The organism is Sessilibacter sp. MAH3, assembly GCF_054658275.1.
Window position 1 is genome coordinate 132,638 of the sequence record NZ_BAAGIE010000003.1, and the last position, 25,241, is coordinate 157,878.

Genomic DNA, 25,241 nt, shown 5'->3' on the forward strand with positions numbered 1-25,241 from the left:
CGAAAAAAAATCAGTGGCTTGAGTTATATGGTCAAGCGACTAAGTGCACACGGTGGATGCCTTGGCAGTTAGAGGCGATGAAGGACGTAGGAGCCTGCGATAAGCGCGGGGGAGCCGGCAAACATGCTATGATCCCGCGATTTCCGAATGGGGAAACCCACCTGTTTACAGGTATCTTACATTGAATACATAGGTGTAAGAAGCGAACCCGGAGAACTGAAACATCTAAGTACCCGGAGGAAAAGAAATCAACCGAGATTCCCTAAGTAGCGGCGAGCGAACGGGGAGAAGCCGATTGTTACTGTGTTAGTGGAACCTTCTGGAAAGTTGGGCGATACAGGGTGATAGCCCCGTACACGAAGATGCAGTAATGACACATTAAGTAGGGCGGGACACGTGTTATCCTGTCTGAAGATGGGGGGACCATCCTCCAAGGCTAAATACTCCTAACTGACCGATAGTGAACCAGTACCGTGAGGGAAAGGCGAAAAGAACCCCTGTGAGGGGAGTGAAATAGAACCTGAAACCGTGTGCATACAAGCAGTCGGAGCAGACTTGTTCTGTGACGGCGTACCTTTTGTATAATGGGTCAGCGACTTACTGTCTGTAGCAAGGTTAACCGTGTAGGGGAGCCGTAGAGAAATCGAGTCTTAATAGGGCGATAGTTGCAGGCAGTAGACCCGAAACCCGGCGATCTACCCATGGCCAGGTTGAAGGTGCCGTAACAGGCACTGGAGGACCGAACCGTCATCTGTTGAAAAAGATTCGGATGAGCTGTGGGTTGGAGTGAAAGGCTAATCAAGCCGGGAGATAGCTGGTTCTCCCCGAAAACTATTTAGGTAGTGCGTCATGTCTCACCCTCGGGGGTAGAGCACTGTTTGGGCTAGGGGGTCATCCCGACTTACCAACCCCATGCAAACTCCGAATACCGAGGAGTGCAATCATGGCAGACAGACGGCGGGTGCTAACGTCCGTCGTCGAGAGGGCAACAACCCAGACCGCCAGCTAAGGTCCCAAATTACAGTTAAGTGGGAAACGATGTGGGAAGGCTTAGACAGCTAGGAGGTTGGCTTAGAAGCAGCCATCCTTTAAAGAAAGCGTAATAGCTCACTAGTCGAGTCGGCCTGCGCGGAAGATTTAACGGGGCTCAAACTGTAAACCGAAGCTGCGGATGCTTTTAAGCATGGTAGGGGAGCGTTCTGTAAGCCGCTGAAGGTAAGTTGTAAAGCTTGCTGGAGGTATCAGAAGTGCGAATGCTGACATGAGTAACGATAAAGGGGGTGAAAAACCCCCTCGCCGGAAGACCAAGGTTTCCTGTCCAACGTTAATCGGGACAGGGTTAGTCGGCCCCTAAGGCGAGGCAGAAATGCGTAGTCGATGGGAAACGGGTTAATATTCCCGTACTTTTTATTACTGCGATGGAGGGACGGAGAAGGCTAGGCCAGCACGGCGTTGGTTGTCCGTGTTTAAGCGCGTAGGCTGAGGACTTAGGCAAATCCGGGTCCTTAAGGCTGAGACGTTACGACGAGCTCACATGTGAGTGAAGTGGTTGATGCCCTGCTTCCAGGAAAAGCTTCTAAGCTTCAGGTAATAAAGAACCGTACTCGAAACCGACACAGGTGGTCAGGTAGAGAATACCAAGGCGCTTGAGAGAACTCGGGTGAAGGAACTAGGCAAAATGGTACCGTAACTTCGGGAGAAGGTACGCCGGTTTTGGTGATGGGACTTGCTCCCTAAGCTGAGGCCGGTCGAAGTGACCAGGTGGCTGCAACTGTTTATTAAAAACATAGCACTCTGCAAACACGTAAGTGGACGTATAGGGTGTGACGCCTGCCCGGTGCTGGAAGGTTAATTGATGGGGTTAGCGTAAGCGAAGCTCTTGATCGAAGCCCCAGTAAACGGCGGCCGTAACTATAACGGTCCTAAGGTAGCGAAATTCCTTGTCGGGTAAGTTCCGACCTGCACGAATGGCGTAATGATGGCCACGCTGTCTCCACCCGAGACTCAGTGAAATTGAAATCGCAGTTAAGATGCTGCGTTCCCGCGGCTAGACGGAAAGACCCCGTGAACCTTTACTATAGCTTGACACTGAACTCTGAGCCTACTTGTGTAGGATAGCTGGGAGGCTTTGAAGCGGTGACGCCAGTTACCGTGGAGCCGTCCTTGAAATACCAGCCTGGTATGTTTGGGGTTCTAACGCTGGCCCATTATCTGGGTTGCGGACAGTGTCTGGTGGGTAGTTTGACTGGGGCGGTCTCCTCCCAAAGAGTAACGGAGGAGCACGAAGGTTGGCTAATCATGGTCGGAAATCATGAGGTTAGTGTAATGGCACAAGCCAGCTTGACTGAGAGACTGACACGTCGATCAGGTACGAAAGTAGGTCATAGTGATCCGGTGGTTCTGTATGGAAGGGCCATCGCTCAACGGATAAAAGGTACTCCGGGGATAACAGGCTGATACCGCCCAAGAGTTCACATCGACGGCGGTGTTTGGCACCTCGATGTCGGCTCATCACATCCTGGGGCTGAAGCCGGTCCCAAGGGTATGGCTGTTCGCCATTTAAAGTGGTACGCGAGCTGGGTTTAGAACGTCGTGAGACAGTTCGGTCCCTATCTGCCGTGGGCGTTGGAAAGTTGAGAAGAGTTGCTCCTAGTACGAGAGGACCGGAGTGAACGAACCTCTGGTGTTCGGGTTGTCATGCCAATGGCATTGCCCGGTAGCTATGTTCGGACGGGATAACCGCTGAAAGCATCTAAGCGGGAAGCCTCCTTCAAGATTAGCTTTCCCTGGGATCTTGAATCCCCTAAAGGGCCGTTGAAGACTACGACGTTGATAGGCTGGGTGTGGAAGCGTTGTGAGGCGTTGAGCTAACCAGTACTAATTGCCCGTGAGGCTTGACCATATAACTGAAGACATTGGTTGAGCGACAAGCTTAGGAAACTAAGCAAACGATACATCGACAGAGCTTAAACAGCTGTCACGGATTCTGACTCAGAGTAATGCAAAGTGTTAACTGAGCATTAACTTAAAGGGTCAAACAGCAAAGCAACTTCTATTACTTAAATACTTCTACCACCCTATTGCGTGATTGTGTTGACACTTGATCGCTATGTACTCTTAAAAGCTTAAAAGAGTGAATAGCAATAAAAAGTTCAAGAGAACGGAAAGACACAAACACCTACAGAATTGCTTGACGACCATAGAGCATTGGAACCACCTGATCCCATCCCGAACTCAGTAGTGAAACGATGCATCGCCGATGGTAGTGTGGGGTCTCCCCATGTGAGAGTAGGTCATCGTCAAGCTCTTAACTCTAAAAGGGCCATCCTAAAAGATGGCCCTTTTTTTATGCCTTCTTAAAAACAATCTATATACCCTTCAAAAATAACTCGCTAAATTAAAACTCTCATCAGCGTTTTTAATAAATATCCAACTCATCTTGGATGAGTTAATTTCAATTACCCAATACTAGTTAGATGATTGAAGATTACTCAGAATAGTTAGCTATTTTTGGCCAGCCCGGTGTTTGGGGCTATGGTTCTATTGCTAGTGGCCTATCTCCCTAAGTCAATTTGTTTCGTTAAACGCTGCGATGACTTGCTAGTTTCAGTGTTTTTTAACCACCGCTCCTGGGAATTTAAATGTTGCGACTAAAATCGATTACAATTTGCCGGCAACTTACCTTTATTAAATGAAAATGAGGAGGTCAATGTTGCCAGAAAATGAATGTTAATGGCGGCAATAATTTATTCGTATTTGAAGTTTGAGTATTACTCATACTCATTAGCGATCAATGCAATCCTCTCGTTATATAATTGCAGTAATTAATTACGATAAATCGGCTTCGGCTTTATTTCTGGTATTAAACAACCTTTATGTATTTTTAATAATAATGGCAAAGATTGGTCGAGAAGAATCGGGCCAAATTCAAGGTTTTTTTGTACGTTATGAATACGTCGTTGTTTTTGGGGCATAATGTATTTACTGTGGTTAAAACCTGTTTAATTGAACTGTTTCGCCATTTGTTAGATTGCTTCTAACAAATGGCGGGCTTTGTCTGAAATATTTAATTAACTCTGACTGGCGATATTTCCGTATAAGTACGTTCCACCAGATACGGATTTGGGTACAAAAAAGCCCGGCGAACCGGGCAAAGTTATGGCGAGTGATTAAGGAGAGATGAAATAAAGGTGTTATGAAAAAGCGCTTTAAAAGCGAGATACAAAGTTATTGCTTGTATTGGTTAAAAAGTCGATGTCTACACGACGCTCAAGTGCGTAAGCTTCACGGTCACCTTTTTGTGCTTGGGAGAAATTCGAGCCTTCGCCGCGAGTGATAATTCGAGACTCTTCTACACCCATCAGCAATAATTTATCTTTCACCGACTTCGCACGATATTGCGAAAGAACATTATTGTAGTCGTCGTTACCACGTGGATCGGTATGGCCAACCAGTTCGATATTGATATCGGGGTTTTCCATCAGCACTTCCGCAATGGCATCTACAACGCCTTCAGCATCTGTGTTTAGCTGGTCCGAATTGGTGCTGAAGAACACGCGCATTGGCAGTGTTTCTAGTTGTAGCTTGTAAGGCTCTGGTTGGCTGTTTTGGTCTACCAATAAAGCTTGGTTCACGGCGAGTTCCTCTTCTAAATAAGCGATTTCAGATGTTGCTGCTTTAAGGGATGCAGTAGATTCATCCGCTCTTTTTATCTCATCGCCAAGATACGCTCCTGCAAGTGAGCCGATAACAAAGCCTACAGGTCCTCCGACAATGGTGCCAACAATGGTTGATGTCGCAAAGGTGGCTCCTTGTTTTGCTTCGGTAGCGGTGGTTGCTGCTAACGATTGCGTGGCGCCAGTTACAAGTGCAAGTGAAAGAGTAGAAAGTGCGATTAGTTTTTTCATGTCCGTTTCCCGTGAATTTAAAAATCTGTGTGTTTTGTTTCGATAGGGTTATTAAACACAGGGAAGTAGGCTTCGGAATGGGTGCTTTAGGGCGAGTCAGCGATAGAATGTGGCAGAATATGGCAATTGCAGATTATTGCGGGCGTAAAAAAAGCCGCATGAGCGGCTTCTTCTGTTGTTTGACGACAAGCTAATCTTAAGCAGCGGTGCTTAATGCTTTAACTTGAGCGTTCAAACGGCTCTTGTGACGAGCAGCTTTATTCTTATGAATAATGCCTTTATCTGCAATTCGATCGATTACAGGTACTGCAGCCGTATACGCTGCTTTAGCTGCTTCTTGGTCACCGGCTGCAATGGCTGCATTAACTTTTTTAATATAAGTACGCACCATTGAGCGCAGGCTGGCGTTATGCTTACGCGCTTTGTCGTTTTGGCGAGCACGTTTTTTTGCTTGAGGTGAATTTGCCACCGTGTTGCTCCTGTGAATGGGCTGTTAAAACTAAGGACGCAGCATTATGCGTTTTTTTTAGTCTGTGTCAATTCGAATTTTAGAGATTTTTCTAATTATAGATAGATATCTCATCTTGCTTAGTTAGATTGAGCGCTTCACATAGGAAGTCGGCCATTCCTGTATCGTGAAGGTATCTAATAGCTCGATGATGGGTATCTATTGAAAAGCTGAGCGTGGCTTCGGAACTAGGTTTATGGCCAGCATACGTGGCTCAAGAAGCTGTGCTTGCTCTAGTTTTTGTGCAAGTCCACTTGGATAGGTATCTGGTAGTCTCGACTCTAAAACTAAATCATCATTAGTCTCGTACTGGAGACGCTTATCAGCGCGATCAGTTTCAATTCGGCTGCGACAGCCAATTTCCTCAATCGCCATTGCTAAGCGTTTAGCGTAGGTTTTGTCCAGTCCCTGTTTCAGAATGTTTACCTTGCCTGAAAACAGATTTTTCAGCTGGCTACCGTTTCTCACGCCAAAACGATCTGCAAACGCCATCATGGCCGCTTCACGATTTTTGCCTGGGAAGGTTTCACCCCAAAAAACAACTTTATAAGTATCCATAGTGCTTACTGCTTTGTTAGCTACCAAAAACATAAATACATCAATAAATGACGGAGTCAGAGTGGACCTGGTATCTAATCCATTAGAACTTTGTCCATTTTCGTAAGATAGGTTTGCATCTGAACTTAAGCGAGACCATAAGCGTGAGTTTTAGAGTTAACTCATACATGTCTTATATCGGATAAGTGCAGTTACTTTGTGATTAGTCTCTTTTCGGTAATTATATAACTGTTTAAACAATATGCAAAAGTGTGAACTACTTAATAGCTTTAAATTAAATGTTAAATTTTGTTTTCTTGTTCAAGAATAAGTAAATACTAATGTTAAGACTTGTTGTGCAAAATAATTCTGATCAGTATCTCTGATACTCATCCGTAATTTAATCAAGGGATAGAAATTAAAAATGTGATTTCCAATTCTTTAACCATTTCAATTATTTACCGTTCTTGAAATTGGCGAGGCTTGCCAGTATAGCTGGAAACTCTAGATTGATTAGAGCTTTCTATATTTTTTTGGTGGATTTTTGTAGTCGGTTTTTTTTTGGATTGTTCGATCAAATAAATCTTATTGGTTTGATCATTCCAGATTGAGATTGATAAACAAGGATTCGATTCAATGATGATATTACAAGTGAATTTCTATAAATAGCAAATCACTATAATTGTATCAAAAGAATTACTTAAATTAGGAATTAAGAGAGAAAAGCAAAAAACTGAAAATTAGATGAATATAATTTGTTAAATAGAAGTTTTGAATATAACAGTAAGATTCTCGATGTCGGCACAATTTCAATAAATGTGGATTATTAAAATTAGAGGTTCGTAATAAACATATTGTTTAATCTTGTAATTAATTCGGGTTTGCTTAAATTTATCCAAGGTGCAAATAAGGAATACGTTAAAAGAATTTTTAACTCATCTAATGAATGCTTGAACCTAAATAAAGGAACCTCCAATTAACTCAAGCATAAATTAATCAAAAGACAAAAATTGACAATGCAATTCCCGATTTTCTCAAAATTTCAATGCCTATCGTTCTTGAAATTGGCAGCAAGTCCTTGTGTCGATGGAAGCTCTGGGGCAATTAGAGTTTCCAAAAGTTTTTTGCATGAAATTAAAATTACGATCGCCGTCCTTGGCGATCTCAAACCAACATCCTGTCGGTAACATTAAAGGCTAGCAAAGAAGACTAACCCGAGAGGGGGTAATTCGTATAAATATTGGAGTCCTTTCCAAACGATATCCCTGATTTCTTAACCATCGAAAGTGATTTTCGATTGGTATAGCTCAAATTTTAAAGTGAAGACACGCCACTCAATGAAGTTACATTGCTGTCAGTTTTTGTGGCTGAAGATGATGAATCTTCAAATTTTTCCAACAGTGCGTCAGGTTTGCCTTTGCATGCTTTTACGAGTAGTTCTCGTCGTTTTGCGAGTAGCAAACCAATTTTTTCGGCCGAATCTTCGTCTAATCCAGGGATTTCCTGTTCAATTAGCGTTGTAATGTTTGCAGCAAGCTCTAGCATGCTGTCGTGTTCTTCTGCATCTTTTTTGTTGTCGAACATAGCGCCATCTCGATCACATTTCCAAACTGCTACAACAGCCATTTTCTTCCCCTTCTATAAGTACTGTATGTGTGTACAGTATTTTATTTTTGTCTGCAGGTCAACCAGTTTTAATGAGCGTTATGCATACAAAATAGTTAACGAGCTTGCCGAAGGTCTGAATTTCATAGCTCGACATTCGGTCACTTGCATATCAACACAGTAAAATCAGGTACACTGCCCAAAATTTCTGCCTAGGAATTCGCTGCTTGGAAAAATTACCACCTGAAAAAAATTCATCGTTACAAGAAGCTTCTGGAAAAAAAAGTCTGTTTCGCTCAAGTTCTATCGTCGGCTCAATGACCATGTCGTCACGCATTTTGGGATTGATTCGCGACGTATGTTTTGCGCGGTTTGTGGGTGCCGAGGCGGGGGCAGATGCCTTCTATGTGGCATTTAAGATTCCCAATTTTTTTCGCCGGTTATTTGCTGAGGGGGCGTTTTCTCAGGCATTTGTGCCGGTTCTGAGTGAATACCGTACTAAAGGCAGTTCTCAGGCCGTCAAGCTTCTCATAGATCACGTCTGTGGTGCTCTGGGATCAGTCCTGTTGCTCTTTACTGTATTGGCCGTTTTGGGCGCGCCTGTGGTTGCAACACTCTTTGCTCCTGGATTCGTGAACGATGAAGTTAAATTCGATCTGGCGACCGATCTTTTGCGAATTACGTTTCCTTATTTGTTTTTGATTTCCATGACAGGCTTTGCTGGAGCCGTGCTCAACAGTTATGACCGTTTTGCGATTCCCGCACTGACTCCGATTTGGTTGAATATCTGTTTGATTGGCGCTGCGCTTTTTGCTGCTCCTTATTTCTCGCAGCCTGCTTACGCGCTGGCTTGGGGCGTTTTGATTGCTGGGGTTGTGCAGTTGCTGTTTCAATTGCCTTTTCTGGCACAACTGCAACTCATGCCAAAGCCGAAGGTTAATTTCCGTCACGAAGGGGTTATTCAGGTACTTTCATTGATGGCACCGGCAATCTTTGGTGTTTCAGTAAGTCAGCTAAATCTACTTCTCGATACCGTGCTAGCGTCTTTCTTACCAACGGGAAGTGTTTCTTGGTTGTACTATTCTGATCGATTATCAGAGCTGCCCTTGGGCGTTTTTGCGGTGGCGATAGGTACGGTTATTTTGCCGAATTTATCGCGTTTACACGCCAGTGAAGATCCTGGCCGATTCAGTGCGACCCTTGACTGGGCACTCAGAATGATTGTGATGATTGCAGTGCCCGCTGCGCTGGCGTTGATTCTCTTAGCCGAGCCTATTCTCAGCACCTTGTTTTTATACGGTAAAACGACCGCTTTCGATATTGAAATGTCGACGTGGAGCCTTCGTGCTTATGCGTTGGGATTAGTCGCATTCATGCTTATTAAAGTGCTAGCGCCGGGTTTTTATGCGCGCCAAGATATGAAAACGCCAGTGAAAATAGGCATTAAAGCCATGATTGCTAACATGGTTTTTAATGTGGTGTTTGTGGTGCCGTTGTATTTTTATTTAAATTTAGGCCACGTTGGTCTTGCCTTGGCGACTTCTGTTTCGGCTTTCTTGAATGCAGGTTGGTTACTTCACGAGTTGAAAAAGCGCGAGGTTTATCAACCAGAGCCGGTATGGAGGCGAATGTTCTTTACGCAAGCGGTTGCTAATGGTGTTATGGCACTTTTGCTGGTCTTAATTCTCACGCAAGTACCTTCTTGGATTGAAATTAATGCCGCTCAACGATGTTTGTGGTTACTGCTTCTTTGCGTTGTTGGTGGTGGCAGTTATCTATTGAGTTTATACGCCTGCGGAATTAGGGCGAAAGACCTCCGACCTTCTCGCTAGTTAAGGAAAATGCCACACAACTTAAAAGTCATCGGTTATAATCACCGCCCTTTTTAACCCCGATGCTGGACGAGTCTGTGGCCGAGACCCAAATTAATCATGCACCCAAGTTGATCCGAGGACTGCACAACATCCGTGATATTCACCACGGTAGTGTCGTTACCCTAGGTTCGTTCGATGGTGTGCATCTCGGCCATCAAAGAGTCATAAAGCAATTGAAAGACAAGGCCGCTGAATATGGTGTGCCGTCGGTTGCAGTAATATTTGAGCCTCAGCCAATGGAGTTTTTATCGCCGCAGGCGGCTCCGGCTCGAATCATGAGGTTTCGCGAAAAAGTCAGAGCGCTGCTTGATGCCGGAATAGACCGAGTTTGTTGTTTGGAGTTTAACAATAAGCTCAGCTCACTTTCGGCCCAAGAATTTTGTGAAAAAATTCTCGTACATGGCTTGGGAGCTCGATTTGTTGTCATTGGCGATGACTTTCGCTTTGGGCAAGACCGCCAAGGGGATTTTGAGTTTCTTCAAGCACAAGGTACCAAGTGGGGCTTTGGCGTTGCTGATACCAACACGCTGGAACAAAACGGCGAAAGAATCAGTAGTACTCGTATTCGTCATCTTCTAGCCGAAGCTGACTTTGACGAGGCAAGACACTTATTAGGCAAACCGTTCACTATGAGTGGCCGGGTGGGTTATGGCAATCAGCTGGGGCGTAAACTCGGACTACCCACCGCGAACCTAGCCATCCGGCGTTATAAAACTCCCGTCCGCGGCGTGTTTGCCGTTCACGTTACACTTCCTAGTGGTGAGGTTTTACCCGCGGTGGCGAATGTCGGCGTACGGCCTACGGTTGACGGTATTGCAAAACCGATACTTGAGGCCCATGTATTAAACTTTGCGGGTGATCTTTACGGACAAATGTTAACCGTAGAGTTTTGCAAAAAGCTTCGTGATGAATCCAAGTTCGAATCTATTACTGCCCTACAGCAGCAAATTTTAAAGGATATCGAACAGGCTAAAGATTATTTTAAAGAAAACTCGTTATTTTAGAGAAAACCCAAAGTAGTTAAGTAGTTTCTTGTGTGTACCCAAAGACCTGTACATATTGGAACCTTTGAATTTTATCCCACGACTTCTGTGTTGTTATGACTGATTACAAAAAAACTCTTAATCTTCCGCAAACCAGTTTTGCGATGAAAGCTAATCTTGCTCAGCGTGAGCCAGAGTTTGTTAAACGTTGGCAGAAAGAAGGTACCTACGAAAAAATTCGTAACTCCCGTGCGGGTCGAGAAAAATTCATACTTCACGATGGCCCGCCCTATGCAAACGGCGACATCCACTTGGGTCATGCAGTTAATAAAATCCTGAAAGACATCATTGTTAAATCGAAGACTTTATCTGGTTATGACTCACCCTACGTTCCGGGTTGGGATTGCCATGGCTTACCCATTGAACATCGCGTTGAGAAAAAAATTGGCAAGGCCGGTGTTAAGGTCGATTTCAAAGCTTTCCGACAACAGTGTCGTGATTACGCAGCTAAGCAAGTAGAAGGTCAAAAGAAAGACTTTATTCGTTTGGGTGTACTTGGCGAGTGGAACAACCCCTACCTCACCATGGATAAGCAATACGAAGCTGACATTATTCGCGCACTTGGAAAAATCATCGAAAACGGCCATTTGCAAAAAGGTTTCAAGCCTGTTTACTGGTCCGTTGTGGGTGGCTCCGCGTTAGCCGAAGCTGAGGTCGAATATCAGGATAAAACCTCGTTTTCCATTGATGTTAAATTTGCTGTGGTTCACCAATCTGCTCTAAAAGCCGTGTTTGGCGCTGAGCAAACCTCAGAAACAGCTTACGTAGTTATTTGGACAACAACGCCTTGGACTCTTCCTGCCAACCAAGCCGTTAGCTTGAACGCTGAATTAGATTACGCCCTAGTGGTTGCTGGCGATGAAAGCTACGTGTTAGCCGAAGCGCTTGTTGAGTCGGTAATGCAGCGCTCTAACATTGAAGATTACAGCATTGTGGGTCGCGCCAAAGGCAGTGATCTTGAGCACTTGAAGCTTCAACATCCATTTTACGATCGACAAGTTCCAGTGATTTTAGGTGATCATGTCACTACAGACGCTGGTACCGGTTGTGTTCATACTGCTCCCGATCACGGCGGTGAAGACTTTGCTGTGTCGCAAAAATACGGTATCGAAACGCTTAACTATTTGGATGATTCCGGTATCTATCGAGCGAATGTTGAAATCTTCGCCGGTGAGCATGTGTATAAGGTCGACGAAAAAGTCATCGACGTATTAAAAGAACATAATGCGCTTTTGTGTGAAGGCAAAATTGTTCACAGCTTCCCGCATTGCTGGCGTACCAAAACTCCGCTGATTTTCCGAGCGACGCCGCAATGGTTCGTCAGTCTCACCAAAAATAATCTGCAATCTAAAGTAATGAACTGCATCGATGATGTGCAGTGGATTCCGGGTTGGGGTAAGGCTCGTATTGAATCAATGCTGGCAAACAGCCCAGACTGGTGTATTTCTCGCCAACGTACTTGGGGTGCGCCCATCGCATTGTTTGTACATAAAGAAACCCAAGAATTGCATCCAAAAACGCCAGAACTTATCGAAGAAGTGGCCAAACTGGTTGAGAAAGATGGCATGGATGCTTGGTTCGATCTTGAGCCTAGCGCCCTGTTGGGTGACGAGGCCAACGACTATCAAAAAGTTACCGACACGCTAGATGTCTGGTTCGATTCTGGTGTTTCTCACTATGCCGTGGTTAGTCGCAGAGAAAATTTAAGCTTTCCGGCAGATTTGTATTTAGAAGGTTCTGATCAACATCGTGGTTGGTTCCAGTCTTCTTTAAAAACCAGCTTGGCTATCAATGAAGCACCTCCCTATAAAGCAGTGTTAACCCACGGCTTCTTGGTGGATTCCAACGGCCACAAACTTTCTAAATCTGGCGACAACGCAATTCCACCTCAAGAAGTGCTTCAGGAGTTGGGTGCAGACGTTTTACGTCTTTGGGTTTGTGCAACAGACTTCAGTGGTGAGATGAGTGCGTCCAAAGAAATTCTAAAACGCACGGCGGATTCTTATCGCCGTATTCGTAATACCGCCAGATTCTTATTGAGCAACATTCCTGATTTTGATCCGGCTAAAGATTTATTAAGTACTGATCAACTCTTATCGTTGGATGCTTGGGCTGTGGCAAGAACTGCACAGCTGCAAACTGAATTGCGCAAAGATTACGACAGTTATCAATTGCACCTGCTGTATCAGAAGTTGCATAACTTCTGTAGCGTAGAGCTAGGTGGTTTTTACCTCGATATTATTAAAGACCGCTTGTACACAACCGCCGCCGATAGCTTGGCGCGCCGTTCTGCACAAACCGCGGTGTATTGGATAGTCGAAGCCTTGGTTCGCTGGATTGCACCGGTATTGAGTTTTACCGCCGAAGAAATTTGGGCAGCCTTGCCAGCGGTGGAGAACAGAGACGACACGGTATTTACCGCTGAGTGGTTAGAGCTGCCGCAAATTGATGCGGATATGAGTTACTGGAAAACCATTTCTAACGTAAAAACTGCGGTTAACAAGGTGCTTGAAGAAGAGCGTAATGCCGGTGTAGTTGGTGGTGGTTTGACCGCTAGTGTGACGCTTTGCGCCGAAGGTGAAATCTTTGAAGCAATTAATAAGCTCGAAGAAGAGCTTCGTTTCGTATTGATCACCTCGGCAGCTTCTATTTTACCTTTATCAGAAGCCGCCAATAATGCAAAAGATACCGATATCAAAGGTTTGAAAGTCTTGGTCAGCAAGGCTTCCGGTGAAAAATGTGTGCGCTGTTATCACGTTTTAGAAGACGTTGGCAGCAATTCAGAACACCCAGAGATTTGTCCTCGCTGTGTAACCAATATCGATGGACAAGGTGAAGTGCGTAAGTTTGCCTAGACATTTTCTAGTCACGCAAACGGCAATATAGAGGCAAATTTTGTTTAATTTATCGAAGGCTACAATCGCTTGGTATTTGATTGCTTTAGCGGTAATTTTGGTTGATCAAGTTAGTAAGTATTTAGCAACTGCCAGTTTGGAGATGCATACTCCAATAATATTTACGTCCTTTTTCAACTTTACGCTCATGTACAACGAAGGCGCAGCTTTCAGTTTTCTAAGTGACGCAGGCGGTTGGCAAAGGTATCTGTTTTCAGGTCTTGCTGGGGCGGTGAGTATAGGTTTGGTTATTTGGCTGGCAAGAATTCCGTCGTATAAACGTTGGGAGCCAATTGCTTTAGCTCTTGTACTTGGGGGCGCCATTGGTAACCTCTACGATCGAGTTGTTCTCGGCCATGTTGTCGATTTTATTGTCGTTCATTATCAAGATCATTACTGGCCTGCATTTAATATTGCCGATTCTGCGATTTCAGTTGGCGCTATAATGCTGGTAATTGACGCTTTTTTTGGCAAAAAAAAATCCGGTGAGATGGCTTCTGAGAACTTAGACAAACAGTGATGACAACTATGACAGATTTAACAATTGGTCCCGGTACCCGAGTCACGCTTCATTTCTCTTTGAAATTAGAAAATGGAGACGTAGTTGATACAACTTTTGGCGGCGAACCAGCCACTTTTGAGGTGGGTGACGGCAATCTATTAGAAGGCTTTGAGCGCGCGCTCTTTGGAATGACCTGTGGTAACAGAGAGACCTTGGTTATTAAGCCCGAAAACGGGTTTGGTCAGCGTAATCCGCAAAATATTCAAGAAATTCCTCGCTCGGAATTTGATCCAGGCATTGAAATGTCAGAGGGTTTGGTACTTTCTTTCGCCGATGCAGCAAACACCGAACTGCCGGGAGTGGTGAGCAGTTTTGATGAGCAGACGGTAAAGGTCGATTTTAATCACCCTCTATCTGGACGTGATATCCACTTTGAAGTGGAAATCATTGATGTTGCACCGGTTACCACTCATTAACGAACTCACGTTTTCTCTTTTTTGATGTAGGGAAGTTTTCAACCTATGGACATAAAACTTGCTAACCCCAGAGGGTTTTGCGCTGGTGTTGATCGTGCTATCGATATCGTGAATCGAGCTTTAGATGTATTCGGCGCTCCTATTTATGTCCGTCATGAGGTGGTTCATAACAAATTTGTGGTTGATTCTTTGCGCGATCGCGGAGCAGTATTTGTCGACGAGTTGGATCAAGTGCCGGATTCTTCGTTGGTGATCTTCAGTGCTCACGGTGTTTCAAAAACTGTTCAGCAAGAGGCTCAACGCAGAGGTTTAAAGGTCTTCGATGCGACCTGTCCGTTAGTGACCAAGGTTCATATGGAGGTTTTGCGTTTCAGCCGCAACGGCCAAGAGTGCATTCTAATCGGCCACAATGGCCATCCCGAAGTTGAGGGTACTATGGGTCAATACGATCACAGCTCCGGCGGTGAAATGTATTTGGTCGAAAACGAAGGCGATGTCGAAAATCTTCTAAGTAAGGTTCGTGATCCCAACAATCTTTCCTACGTGACCCAAACTACCCTGTCCGTTGACGATACCGCACGTGTTATTGATGCACTGCGCACAGTATTTCCCAAAATTAGCGGTCCTCGTAAAGACGACATTTGTTATGCCACCCAAAATCGTCAAGATGCTGTACGCCAGCTAGCACTGGAGTGCGATCTGGTTTTGGTGGTTGGATCGGTTAACTCCTCTAACTCGAATCGTCTGCGAGAATTAGCCGAACGCTGTGGCACCAAAGCATTTCTGCTGGATAACGCCGATGCTATCGAAGCCGATTGGCTTAAAGGAGTTTCTACCATTGGCCTTACCGCGGGTGCGTCTGCGCCAGAAGTCTTGGTAAAGGGTGTTGTTGATCGATTGGTGGCGATGGGGGCGAGCTTACCGGTGGAAATAGACGGACAAGAAGAAAATGTTCGTTTCACATTGCCAGTAGAGTTGCGCTGAATTTAATTTCTAGCTCTTGATTGGCATCACTTTTCGTTTGTTAAAAATTTTCTAGAATATTCGCTCATCCAGAATTTGTTCCGTTTGTCTGCGTTTGCCAGCGCTAGTCTGAGTTGAGCTAGTGTAAAAGAGACTTCGTCTAATCTTAATGTTAGAAATAGTCTTGAAGGTTAGAAATAGTCTTGATGGAACATCTGTCGTATCGACTCTAGGTTCGCAGAACAACACGTCTCTAGAATTAACTTATTGGAAAGGTCCATGAGCATAAATACCACCCAACGCGGTTTTACTTTAATCGAGGTAATTATCGTTGTTGCCATCATCGGAATTCTGGCTTCTATTGCTTTTCCGGCTTATCAAAGTCAGGTTGATAAAGGTTATCGCTCCGATGCGCAAGGTGCTTTAACTGCCTTCGCTCAAGCCATGGAGCGTTATTACACCGCTAACGGAACCTACGTAGGTGCAGAGGTTGGCGGTGATCCAGCCGGTGCAGAAATAGCCTTTGGCGATGCGCCTGTTGCACCACGTATTTTCTCTCAACAGGTACCGTTAAACGGCGGTGCAGCGGTTTATGATCTGGTTATCGCAGAAGCTACCGCAACCGGTTACACCATATACGCTCGACCACTTGCCGGAGCGCGCATGACCGGCGACGGTCTTTTCGCCATTCGCGGCAATGGCCGTCGCGGTTGGGATAGAAATGACAACAATGACCCATTTGAAGCAGGTGAAACCTGCTGGGAACAAGAGTGTTGATTTAGGTAGTATTGATTTAGATGGTGTTGATTTAGATGACTTTAATCTAAATTTTCTCAGGAAACCGTTCAGGTTTTTCAGCATGTTCGGCGCATTTTTAAGCTTGAGATGCGCAATACTTCTTCGATGTTTGCAAAAATAAAGTCCGAAGAATGTGTGAATAATGTTTTTTTTCACACATTCTATGGCGATTTCCTCACAGTTTTTTTAGCTCTCAAATCTTAGTCTCCCATTGATTCTGCCGACAATACCGCTGGTCAGTCGTCGGATGCTGTCAAACATAAGTTTATCTATTATCCCTTAAAAGAATTTCATTAAAGGCTCTAAAGTGAAAGATAACTCTGGATTCACCTTAATTGAGTTGTTGGTAGCCGTAGCTATCTTGGCAATTCTAGTTGCCTTCGCCATTCCCAATTTTACCGACACAACCGCTCGCAGTCGTTTGGCAGCTAACGCTAATGAAGTGCTTGGCGCCATCCAGCTTGCTAGAGCGGAGGCGCTGCGTCGCAACGGTGCTGTGTCATTAGCACCTCTTGACGGTGCAGATTGGTCAAACGGATTTGCAGTGTATATAGACGCCGGTGGTACGGCCAACGCCTATGATGATGGTGAAGAGATTCGTATTTTTGAGAACTTTGGTCGCGGTACAACCATCGCGACTGTGGGCGCTTCAACCAATATCATTTTTGATAGCCGCGGTTTTGCCAACTCTAATGGAGCCGGTGCTGCGCCTTCGGAAGAAGCGCTTCGAATTTGTGATGATCGTCCAGCAGAGGTGGGGCGTTTAGTTAATTTACTGGTATCTGGCGCCACTTGGGTGGCAGATGCAAACGACTGTAACTAGTGAGTTTAAAGAGTTGTGAAGTGTATGCGTACTTCGAATAAAAGCTCCCAAAAGGGCATTACCTTAATCGAAATTCTGGTAACCGTTATTATTCTGGCGATCGGTTTTTTAGGTCTAGCCAGCGTTCAGCTACTGGGAACTCGCAATATTTCCTCTAGTAACTATCGTTCTCTAGCAACCATTTATGCCCATGACATTGTTGAGCGCATGAGATCAAACCAAACCGGCGTTGATTTTGGTGCTTATAACAATACCAACAGTGAAGACGGCGTTGATCCCGGCTGTTCACCTTGTTCACCAGCCGAGTTGGCGCAACTTGATCTGTTCCAGTGGAATACTCTGATGACCTCTAACCCGGTTCAAGGCGGCTTACCTAATGGCAACGGAACCATTGATTATTCGGATGCGACCGAGCAATTTACTGTGACAATCACGTGGTCTGAAAACACCATAGATGATGCCGGGCCGGGGTTACAGGATCAGACTTACCAACTTGTTGTGCGACTTTGAAGTTAACGGAATTTAGTGTTAGTGATGCCCATGAAAAACTTTAACGATGCAAATCGCCTTACACAGGGTTTCACCCTAATAGAGCTGTTAGTGGCGCTATTTTTGGGTGCTGTTTTAATTTTTGGCGCAATCCAAGTCTTTGACAGCAGCCGCGAAGGTGCCCGCGTTCAAAATGCCATGGCATCGATTCAAGATGGTGGGCGGGTTGCTATGGAGCTCATCTCTCGGGATATTCGCCGCGCTGATTCCAGTGGTTGCTTGGCGGATAAGTCACGAATTCAAAATATATTGGATGCCTCTACAGCAAATTACTTGGATGACGTGCACCCATTTTTTAATTTAGGTGCGACGGCTGGCGAGAGCGGTGTTACCGGCGTTGAGTCGGCATTGGGTGACGTGATCACCGACTTTAATCCCCTTACCGCTGTTTCTACCGATTTGGACGTAATCGATGGCACCAGTATTTTACGTGTTGTGGGTGCTGCTCCGGCTTGCGACGGCATCAATGCGTTGGATAACTCCTCATTAGATGAAGATGATCCGTTGCGTTTGAGATCCGCGTGTGAAATTCCAGAGGGAACCGTTCTTCTGGTAGCCGATTGTCAACGCGCCGATATCTTTGTGAAAACTAATCCCGCCGGTGCCGGTTTGGTTATCGAACATGCTGCGACAGCAGCGGGTGGTTTTGCCAATACACAACCTACTTTTTCAAAAACCTATAAATACGACGCTCAAATTCTAGTGCCTTTTGTTCGCGAGTATTTTGTTGCGCAAGGTTCTAACGGCAACAACTCTTTGTACCGACGCGACAGTGGTCGGGTGCAAGAATTGGTAACTAATGTCGTTGATTTTCAGGTTATCTATGGACAAGACAGTAACGACAACGGTGCCGCCGATATTTTTGCCGGAACCTTCGCTGATATGTCTACAGTGGTATCGGTACGAGCCAGTTTAACCGTGCGAAGTGAACAGGCGATTATTCGCGAGCCCGGTGATGTTGATAGTCGTCCAATTATTCGCAACTACACCAGTACTAACGGAATTCGTAATCGCGTAGTTGCGTCTTCTGTGGGTGGATAATAGTTCTTTGCTCTTTTTATACGTGGGAGTTTCTTCATGAACAGCTCAAGACAAAATCAAAGCGGCGCCGTCTTGATTGTAAGCCTCGTGGTTTTATTGGTACTGACCATCGTTGTGCTTTCTGCCAACCGAAATGTTTTACTTCAAGAACGTATGACCGCGGCTATTCGTGACTCTGATATTGCGTTCCAAGCTGCGGAGTCTGGTTTAGTCGAAGCGGAAGCGTTTATTAATGATGTGCTACCGGGCCTTGGCGGATTGGGCATTTTTTCTGCCACCGGCAATGACGGTTTATACGCAGTTAATGCCGGCCCCTCTGACTATACAGACCCTGCCGTGTGGGCCGATGGTGTTACCCGCCAAGCGGTGGCAACCGCCGACGGCTACGACGTGCGTTATTTTGTCGAAAGTCTGGGTGCTTTTTCTATTGGTGGTTTAGGTGAAAGTATTGCCCTCAACAACGATTACAGTCAGCCAGAACAAGACACAGTTGCCGATGTTTTCCGCGTGGTAGTTCGTGCAGCGGGTCCAAATGGCACACCAGTAAAAGTTGTAGCTAGCTATTTCAGTGCAAATCTCTGATTTAACTTAAATTATCAGCTAATCAAATTTGTTTCGTTAATTCATTCACAAAAAATGGACAAGCTTCCGCTTGCCGGTGAGAGTTATGGGTTTCTCAAATCATAAAGTTTTTTTGCGGGCTAGAACGTTTTCACATGTTGCGTTTACGTCGGCGCTTACTTTGGCAACCTGTCACAGTGCCTTTGCCGTTAATCTACCAGATCGCCCTCTGTTAACCGAGGCGAGTATTGAGCCTAACGTCATGTTAACGCTCGACGATTCTGGTTCTATGACCAACGGCTTTAACTCCGCAGATTTCGATTCAGGGAGAACCTACTCAAACACTCCCAATAATAATAACGGGCAGGGAACAAGAGATTGTCCGAGAGCAATTGCTATTCCCGATCTAGGAGATCGATTAGATAATCTGGATGATGCTGTTAAGGAAGTTAATCGCATTGTTGCGCGTACCGATGCAGACGGTAATGCATTTTTTACCCATCTTGGCGTTGATTACGCGTGGGGTACCTCCAATGAGCGCGATGTTAGAACGGGCTTGCCACAGCGCTGTTTCTTATCGGGTGGACGCTACTTTGTTCAGTATTCTGACGATTTTGAAATCGAAGGAGCATCGGGCGGCAACTCTATTTTTACCTTTGGTAACTTCTGGAACTATTACTTCTCAAACGAGGATGGTACCGACGGTGATAACTGGGGTGAAGAAGATCAGAAGTTTGGTGTTGGTGAACGTATCGAGGTTGCTCAAGACGCCGCAAAATTGCTGTTAAGAAGTTTGGATGGTGTTCGTATTGGACTAGGTGGTTTTGACAACGGCGTTGGTGGCACAATTCTCGCCGAAATTGATTCCATTGATGCTGTTGTGGGTACGCAAAACGGCGTTGGAATTACGCAACGTGAACTGCTCATCGATCGAATCAACGATATTGTTGCAGAAGGATCTACGCCTCTCGGTGAAACACTTTCTGAAATGGGTCGATACTTTGTTGAAGGTTTCCTCGACCAGCCCTTAATCTTGCATCCAAACGACGTCAGTGGCACTCCTACTGGTACAGAGAGCGTTGAAACAGCAGGAAGAGTCTTTAACAACGAGCCTTTGTATTTAAACGGCACCCGCAGGCCTACCGCCGAGCGCCCGGTTATTCAAGCTTTCTGTCAGCGAAACTTTACGGTAATGCTTACCGATGGTGCTCCCCAGTCAGACAGTCGTCACAATCCATTGCTTGAAAACTACGACGAAGACGGCTTTGATTCCAGATTTGGCAACGACGTATTTGATGATATTGCATTGGCTTTATACGATATCGATTTACGCCCTGATTTGAACGAGTTCGACGGCGATCCCGTGCGCAACAACGTGTCTACCTATGTAATTGCCGGTTTCGATGGTGTTGGTGTTTCAACCGTTCTTACCAATGTTGTAAATAATGGCATTGGTTTTGGTGTAGATGAAAACGTAGGCCCAGGCACCTTGTACGAAGCCTCAGACGGTGACGCGTTGGTAGACGCATTCGACCGAATTTTCGAAGAAATCTTCTCAAGTGCGGGTTCTCTAACGTCGGTTACATTCAACTCGGGATCACTAGAATTAGATACTGCGCTTTACCAAGCCACCTTCTCACGCACCGAATTTTTATGGAACGGTGAGTTGGTAGCGTTTCCGATTGACGAAAACACCGGCTTGTTTTCATTGGATGCCGCTTGGAATGCTTCACGAATTCTTGATGCGCGAGTAGCCGCAAACGGACACGAAGATCGCTCAATTTATACCATGGGTAACAACAACGACGGTATATCTTTCGTAACGTCAAATTGGGGTCAGTTAACTGCGACCCAGCAGAATGATTTACGCGGCGGTGGCACTCCTGCTCAGGGCCGCGATGTTTTGAACTACCTACGTGGCGAATCTAACCCTTTATTTCGCGATCGAACAACCTCAGATGGTCGTTTAGGTTTGTTGGGTGATATTGTTAACTCATCGCCAATTGAAGTGGGAGAGCCAGAACTAAATTATCCTGATCCAGGTGTAACGGTTGGCAACGGCACTGTGAGCACTGCTTTTGGTACGGCGAGCCGCCCTTACTCACAATTTCGTGCTGCTAATGCAGGGCGTGAATCGATAGTCTATGTGGGTTCTAACGATGGAATGATGCATGCCTTCCGAGGCAGTCCTGAAGATGGTGGTCAGGAAGTATTTGCATACATTCCAAGCCAACTTTTCGACTCAAGCAGAGATGACGAAGGGCTTTTCTTCCTAACTAATGAACGTTACGACCACCGTTTTTACGTTGATGGCCCTCTTACCGCGTCAGACATCTTTATTGACCCAAATGGTGGCTCTAGTGACCGCTGGAGAACCGTTGTCGTTGGTGCGTTGAGAGCAGGCGGCAGAGGTATTTACGCGCTGGATGTTACTGATCCAAGTACTTTGAGTAATCCGAACAACGCAGCTGATGTCGTTCTTTGGGAATTTGACGGCGACGATTCACCGAATATGGGATACGTATACGGCGAAATTCGAGTTGCGTTGATGGCCAACGGCAAGTGGGCGGCAATTGTTGGTAACGGTTATAACAGCGATAACGAAGAAGCTCGGTTATTTATTATATTCTTCGAGGAAGGTGCCGACGGTACTTGGTCTACCGGTGAATGGGTTGAGCTTGAGACCGGAGTTGCTAATGACAACGGTATGGGAGCTCCTGTATTAGCCGATCTAGATGGCGACTTCATTGTCGATCGTATTTACTCGGGTGACATTCGCGGCAACATGTGGGTGTTTGATGTAAGCAGCGATAACCCAAATAATTGGGGGTCTGCATACACGCGCAGCAACGGCGAGCCGCAACCATTGTTCACCGCGCGCAATGACTCTAACCAAGTGCAAGCAATTACAACGCAACCTATTATTACCCGTAATCCAGACACGGTTACCACCGGTAATGGCGCAAACGTGTTGGTCTTCTTCGGAACCGGTAAATTTATTGAACAAGGTGACTATACCGATCTAACTCAAATGTCATTCTATGCCGTATGGGATAGAGGTGATGGCTCCCTTGATCGTGGTGATTTGGAGCCTCGTATTCTAACGACAACAACGATTACCAATGCCGATGGCGAAGAAGTTATTACTCGCCAAGTGTCTGGTGATCAGATTCGGTGGTTTAATGGATCTGAAGGCGAATGGGGTTGGTTTATGGATTTCCCAGAGCCCGGCGAGCGTGTCATTGTTGAGCCATCGATCTTGCAAGGTAGTTTATTCTTCGCGAGTTCTATACCAACGACATCGGCATGCTCTAACGGTGGTCAAGGATTCCTGAACAGTGTTTCTACTAATGGTCTTGCATCCGAAACGCCTTTATTCGATGTAAACGGTGATGGCCGTGTTGATATCGAAGATCTAGGTTATGTTGGTGAAACAGTATTGGATGGCTTACCTTCGGGTGCGGCCTACATTGGTGGTGGAGACACAGAAGATCCATGTCCTGCCCAAAATGGACAATACCAAGCGTACTCAACTTCAAGCGGTGAAATTCAATATCGCTGGGTCTGTCCAGAAGATGGAAGTACCACCGGACGCTTGTCATGGCAGGAACTTTTGTCTCAATAGACTTTGGTTTAAATCTGTAAGACTTTAAAATTAAGATCTTCATAACGTGAAAAACCCGGCTCTAGCCGGGTTTTTTTATGCCTGAATATATTGCTTATAAAATTTAAACAACCTTGTCTCCTTCTGTGTTGCGAAATTGACCGCTCATCCTCTGCGTGTCGCTGTATTTAACATCCCTAATATTCCCAGCCGCTAAATTAGTTTAGATTTTGGGTAAGTAATTAATCACACAAAATATTAATTATTTAGTTATAAATTTTGTAAATTTTTAAAACCTATTCTTCACGCAAATTATTTTCAATAAAAATTACTTCATTAGAAATTAACTCACCTAAAAGTTGATAGGCGGTTGCGGATAACTCTTACCAGCGTCTTTGGTGACTTCTGATTTTATAAACATAAGTTCTGATTCGTAAGGAGAGCAATCGGTTGAATAACCTTCGTAAAAATTCCGGAGTTACATTAATTGAAATGTTGGTGACGGTGACTATTGTTGCCATTGGTTTTTTGGGATTGTTGGGTACGCAATTAATTAGCGCAAAAAATATTTATGGTAGTGGTTATAGAAGTCTCGCCACGATTTACGCAACGGAAATGGCAGATCAACTGAGAGCGGCCAGCACACAAATAAACTCACAATTATTCGATCCAGAAAGCAGCGGTTGTGACAACAATTGTGATGTGAACGAACTTATTCAAGAAAAGATTGCTGCCTGGCAAAATAAAATAACTGCTCCAACAATTAATGGCGGATTACCAAATGGATCAGCTGCTGTGGAGTTTGATGCATCGGCCAATAATTACCGCGTTTTAATTCTTTGGAATGAACAAAATAATTCTGACGTAGATGTTCGGCAACAAGAATTTACGATGGTTGTGCAATTATGAAAAACCAAAACAATAATGTTCAACAAAAAAAATATTTTAATAGCGGTTTTAGCTTAGTCGAATTGTTGGTTGCTTTATTAATTGGGAGTCTGTTGCTGCTTGGTATTATTCAAATATTTACGGCCAGCAATCAAGGTGCCCAAGGACAAAATGCATTGCTAAGAATTCAAGAAAACGCCCGCATAGGGTTAGAATTTTTAGCGCGCGATATCAGAGCAGTTGATTACGCCGGATGTTTAGCGAATAAAACTAACATCACCAATATCATCAGTCGTACTGGTGGATTTGATCCAAGTATTCACGAATATTTCCAGTTGGGTGCCATTAATTCATTTATTGCAAATAGTGGTGAGTCTTTAGGATCAAACGAACTCATCGCGGGTTCCGACGTGTTAACGCTTGTAGGTGCTCGGCCGGTCTGTTCTGGCACCGGCGAATTGGTGACAAACACCGATAGAGTTGCACCATTACAACTTAAAAACAGCTGCGACATTCCTGATGGTAGTGTTCTGCTCGTGACAAATTGCCAGAGCGGAAACATTTTTGTTAAGTCTGGAGGTGGGACCGGGGTTATTGGCCACACAACGGCACCGGCGTTTGGCCTGTCTAATACATCGAATCAACTAAATACTGTGTATTCGGATAATGCAACTCTTCTAGAACCATACGTATACACCTATTTTATCAGTACTGGCGCGAACGGAAACACGTCTTTATTTCGACGAGAAGGTGACAGAAATTTTGAATTAATTACCAATGTTAGAAATTTGCAATTTCAATTCGCGGTAGATGCAAATTTAGATGGAGTTGCCGAGCAACTAGTCAGCACGGCATCGCTAACACCGGATCAAATCCCTTACGTTATTGGTATCGAATATAGCTTAGCCTTACAAGCTGAATCTTCTGATGTTCTCACAGAAAGAACTTTCACCACACTTACCATGATACGCAATCGAACAACACCTAATTATCGACTAATTAATCAAGGGAATTAAATGAATAAGATGTGTGCGCCAAAAAATCAAAGCGGTTCGGTATTGGTAATTAGTTTGATTGTGTTACTTGTGCTTAGCTTAATTGTTTTAGGTCTAAATAGAGATGTTGTCTTACAAGAAAAAATGACCGCTGCATTTCGAGAGTCTGCCGTGGTTTTTCAAGCAGCAGAAGCTGGTTTGTCGCAAGTGGAGCGAGAGTTAACAACGTTGCGAGATTTGTCGAGATTCACCAACAATAACGGTTTTTATCTGACAGGTAATTCACCAGATAATTATTTTGATGGAAGTATCTGGGAGAGCAATTCTACTGCTGAGATTGAACTAAATTATTCAGAATTAACCGTTAAATATTTTGTAGAGTATGTTGGTGTTGAATTAAATGACGGATCAGCCGAAACGCCCGTTCTTAGTAATCTATACGGCGCCCCAGAAACAGGAACTTCTTCCGCAATCTATCGTATTGTAGTGAGATCCAAATCTAATAATGGCGGATCTGAAAAAATATTATCTTCCTATTTTAGTGCTGGCTTTTCTTCGTAAGATAAAAGTTCGATCTACACACTTACATTTCTTGAAGTTGGCGAGACATCCTTGTGTCGCTGGAAACTCAATATTAATCAGAGCTTCCTGTCTCAAATTTATCATTATTACG

Annotated in this window: 19 protein-coding genes and 2 rRNA genes; 17 read left to right on the forward strand and 4 right to left on the reverse strand. The window is 44.8% G+C overall.

Going from position 1 to position 25,241, the window contains the following annotated elements; genetic code table 11:
- Positions 1-29 precede the first annotated feature (29 nt).
- Together ACYQ2C_RS03325 and rrf are read left to right on the forward strand one after the other, a co-directional pair.
- Positions 30-2,902, forward strand: a 23S ribosomal RNA gene (locus ACYQ2C_RS03325).
- A gap of 287 nt (positions 2,903-3,189) precedes the next feature.
- A 5S ribosomal RNA gene (rrf, locus tag ACYQ2C_RS03330) occupies positions 3,190-3,305 on the forward strand.
- Positions 3,306-4,208: 903 nt separating this feature from the next.
- Here rrf and ACYQ2C_RS03335 read toward each other — a convergent pair.
- The 4 genes from ACYQ2C_RS03335 to ACYQ2C_RS03350 form a co-directional block, all read right to left on the reverse strand.
- Complete coding sequence (locus ACYQ2C_RS03335) at positions 4,209-4,907, reverse strand: OmpA family protein (RefSeq protein ID WP_460103441.1); 699 nt, start codon at positions 4,905-4,907, stop codon at positions 4,209-4,211.
- A gap of 196 nt (positions 4,908-5,103) precedes the next feature.
- Positions 5,104-5,376, reverse strand: a complete 273-nt coding sequence (gene rpsT / locus ACYQ2C_RS03340; protein WP_460052167.1) for a 30S ribosomal protein S20 — start codon at positions 5,374-5,376, stop codon at positions 5,104-5,106.
- Between the two features lie 198 nt (positions 5,377-5,574).
- A complete protein-coding gene (locus ACYQ2C_RS03345) occupies positions 5,575-5,973 on the reverse strand; it encodes a hypothetical protein (protein WP_460052169.1) in 399 nt (132 codons plus the stop codon).
- Positions 5,974-7,266: 1,293 nt separating this feature from the next.
- Positions 7,267-7,578: a YebG family protein gene (locus tag ACYQ2C_RS03350; RefSeq protein WP_460103436.1), complete on the reverse strand. Its 312-nt coding sequence runs from the start codon at positions 7,576-7,578 to the stop codon at positions 7,267-7,269.
- Between the two features lie 206 nt (positions 7,579-7,784).
- On the opposite strand from ACYQ2C_RS03350, the gene murJ reads away from it, so the two are divergent.
- From murJ to ACYQ2C_RS03425, 15 genes are all read left to right on the forward strand, one after another.
- Complete coding sequence (gene murJ / locus ACYQ2C_RS03355) at positions 7,785-9,389, forward strand: murein biosynthesis integral membrane protein MurJ (RefSeq protein WP_460103433.1); 1,605 nt, start codon at positions 7,785-7,787, stop codon at positions 9,387-9,389.
- 77 nt (positions 9,390-9,466) lie between these two features.
- Positions 9,467-10,435 (forward strand): bifunctional riboflavin kinase/FAD synthetase, encoded by a 969-nt coding sequence (gene ribF, locus ACYQ2C_RS03360; protein ID WP_460103430.1) that lies wholly within the window; start codon positions 9,467-9,469, stop codon positions 10,433-10,435.
- 95 nt (positions 10,436-10,530) lie between these two features.
- Positions 10,531-13,329 carry an isoleucine--tRNA ligase gene (gene ileS, locus ACYQ2C_RS03365; RefSeq protein WP_460103428.1) on the forward strand — a complete coding sequence of 933 codons (2,799 nt, stop codon included), beginning with the start codon at positions 10,531-10,533 and terminating at the stop codon, positions 13,327-13,329.
- 40 nt (positions 13,330-13,369) lie between these two features.
- Positions 13,370-13,888 (forward strand): signal peptidase II, encoded by a 519-nt coding sequence (lspA, locus tag ACYQ2C_RS03370; RefSeq protein ID WP_460052175.1) that lies wholly within the window; start codon positions 13,370-13,372, stop codon positions 13,886-13,888.
- 8 nt (positions 13,889-13,896) lie between these two features.
- The gene (locus ACYQ2C_RS03375; RefSeq protein ID WP_460103424.1) at positions 13,897-14,346 is read left to right on the forward strand and encodes an FKBP-type peptidyl-prolyl cis-trans isomerase; all 450 of its coding nucleotides are present in this window, start codon (positions 13,897-13,899) and stop codon (positions 14,344-14,346) included.
- A 45-nt stretch (positions 14,347-14,391) separates the two neighbouring features.
- Positions 14,392-15,330 (forward strand): 4-hydroxy-3-methylbut-2-enyl diphosphate reductase, encoded by a 939-nt coding sequence (ispH, locus tag ACYQ2C_RS03380; protein WP_460103422.1) that lies wholly within the window; start codon positions 14,392-14,394, stop codon positions 15,328-15,330.
- 258 nt (positions 15,331-15,588) lie between these two features.
- Positions 15,589-16,086 carry a type IV pilin protein gene (locus tag ACYQ2C_RS03385; RefSeq protein ID WP_460052179.1) on the forward strand — a complete coding sequence of 166 codons (498 nt, stop codon included), beginning with the start codon at positions 15,589-15,591 and terminating at the stop codon, positions 16,084-16,086.
- 328 nt (positions 16,087-16,414) lie between these two features.
- Entirely contained in the window at positions 16,415-16,930 is a 516-nt protein-coding gene (locus tag ACYQ2C_RS03390) for a GspH/FimT family pseudopilin (RefSeq protein ID WP_460052181.1), read from the forward strand.
- 24 nt (positions 16,931-16,954) lie between these two features.
- Positions 16,955-17,440: a type IV pilus modification protein PilV gene (gene pilV, locus ACYQ2C_RS03395; RefSeq protein WP_460052182.1), complete on the forward strand. Its 486-nt coding sequence runs from the start codon at positions 16,955-16,957 to the stop codon at positions 17,438-17,440.
- A 30-nt stretch (positions 17,441-17,470) separates the two neighbouring features.
- Positions 17,471-18,520 (forward strand): PilW family protein, encoded by a 1,050-nt coding sequence (locus ACYQ2C_RS03400; protein ID WP_460052183.1) that lies wholly within the window; start codon positions 17,471-17,473, stop codon positions 18,518-18,520.
- Between the two features lie 36 nt (positions 18,521-18,556).
- Positions 18,557-19,102 carry a pilus assembly PilX family protein gene (locus ACYQ2C_RS03405; RefSeq protein ID WP_460052184.1) on the forward strand — a complete coding sequence of 182 codons (546 nt, stop codon included), beginning with the start codon at positions 18,557-18,559 and terminating at the stop codon, positions 19,100-19,102.
- 85 nt (positions 19,103-19,187) lie between these two features.
- A complete protein-coding gene (locus ACYQ2C_RS03410; RefSeq protein ID WP_460103416.1) occupies positions 19,188-22,706 on the forward strand; it encodes a pilus assembly protein in 3,519 nt (1,172 codons plus the stop codon).
- Between the two features lie 429 nt (positions 22,707-23,135).
- Entirely contained in the window at positions 23,136-23,594 is a 459-nt protein-coding gene (locus tag ACYQ2C_RS03415) for a type IV pilus modification PilV family protein (protein ID WP_460052187.1), read from the forward strand.
- Positions 23,591-24,589: a PilW family protein gene (locus ACYQ2C_RS03420; RefSeq protein WP_460052188.1), complete on the forward strand. Its 999-nt coding sequence runs from the start codon at positions 23,591-23,593 to the stop codon at positions 24,587-24,589. The genes ACYQ2C_RS03415 and ACYQ2C_RS03420 overlap by 4 nt, the downstream gene beginning before the upstream one ends.
- 9 nt (positions 24,590-24,598) lie before the next feature.
- A complete protein-coding gene (locus ACYQ2C_RS03425; protein WP_460103412.1) occupies positions 24,599-25,129 on the forward strand; it encodes a pilus assembly PilX family protein in 531 nt (176 codons plus the stop codon).
- Positions 25,130-25,241 lie beyond the last annotated feature (112 nt).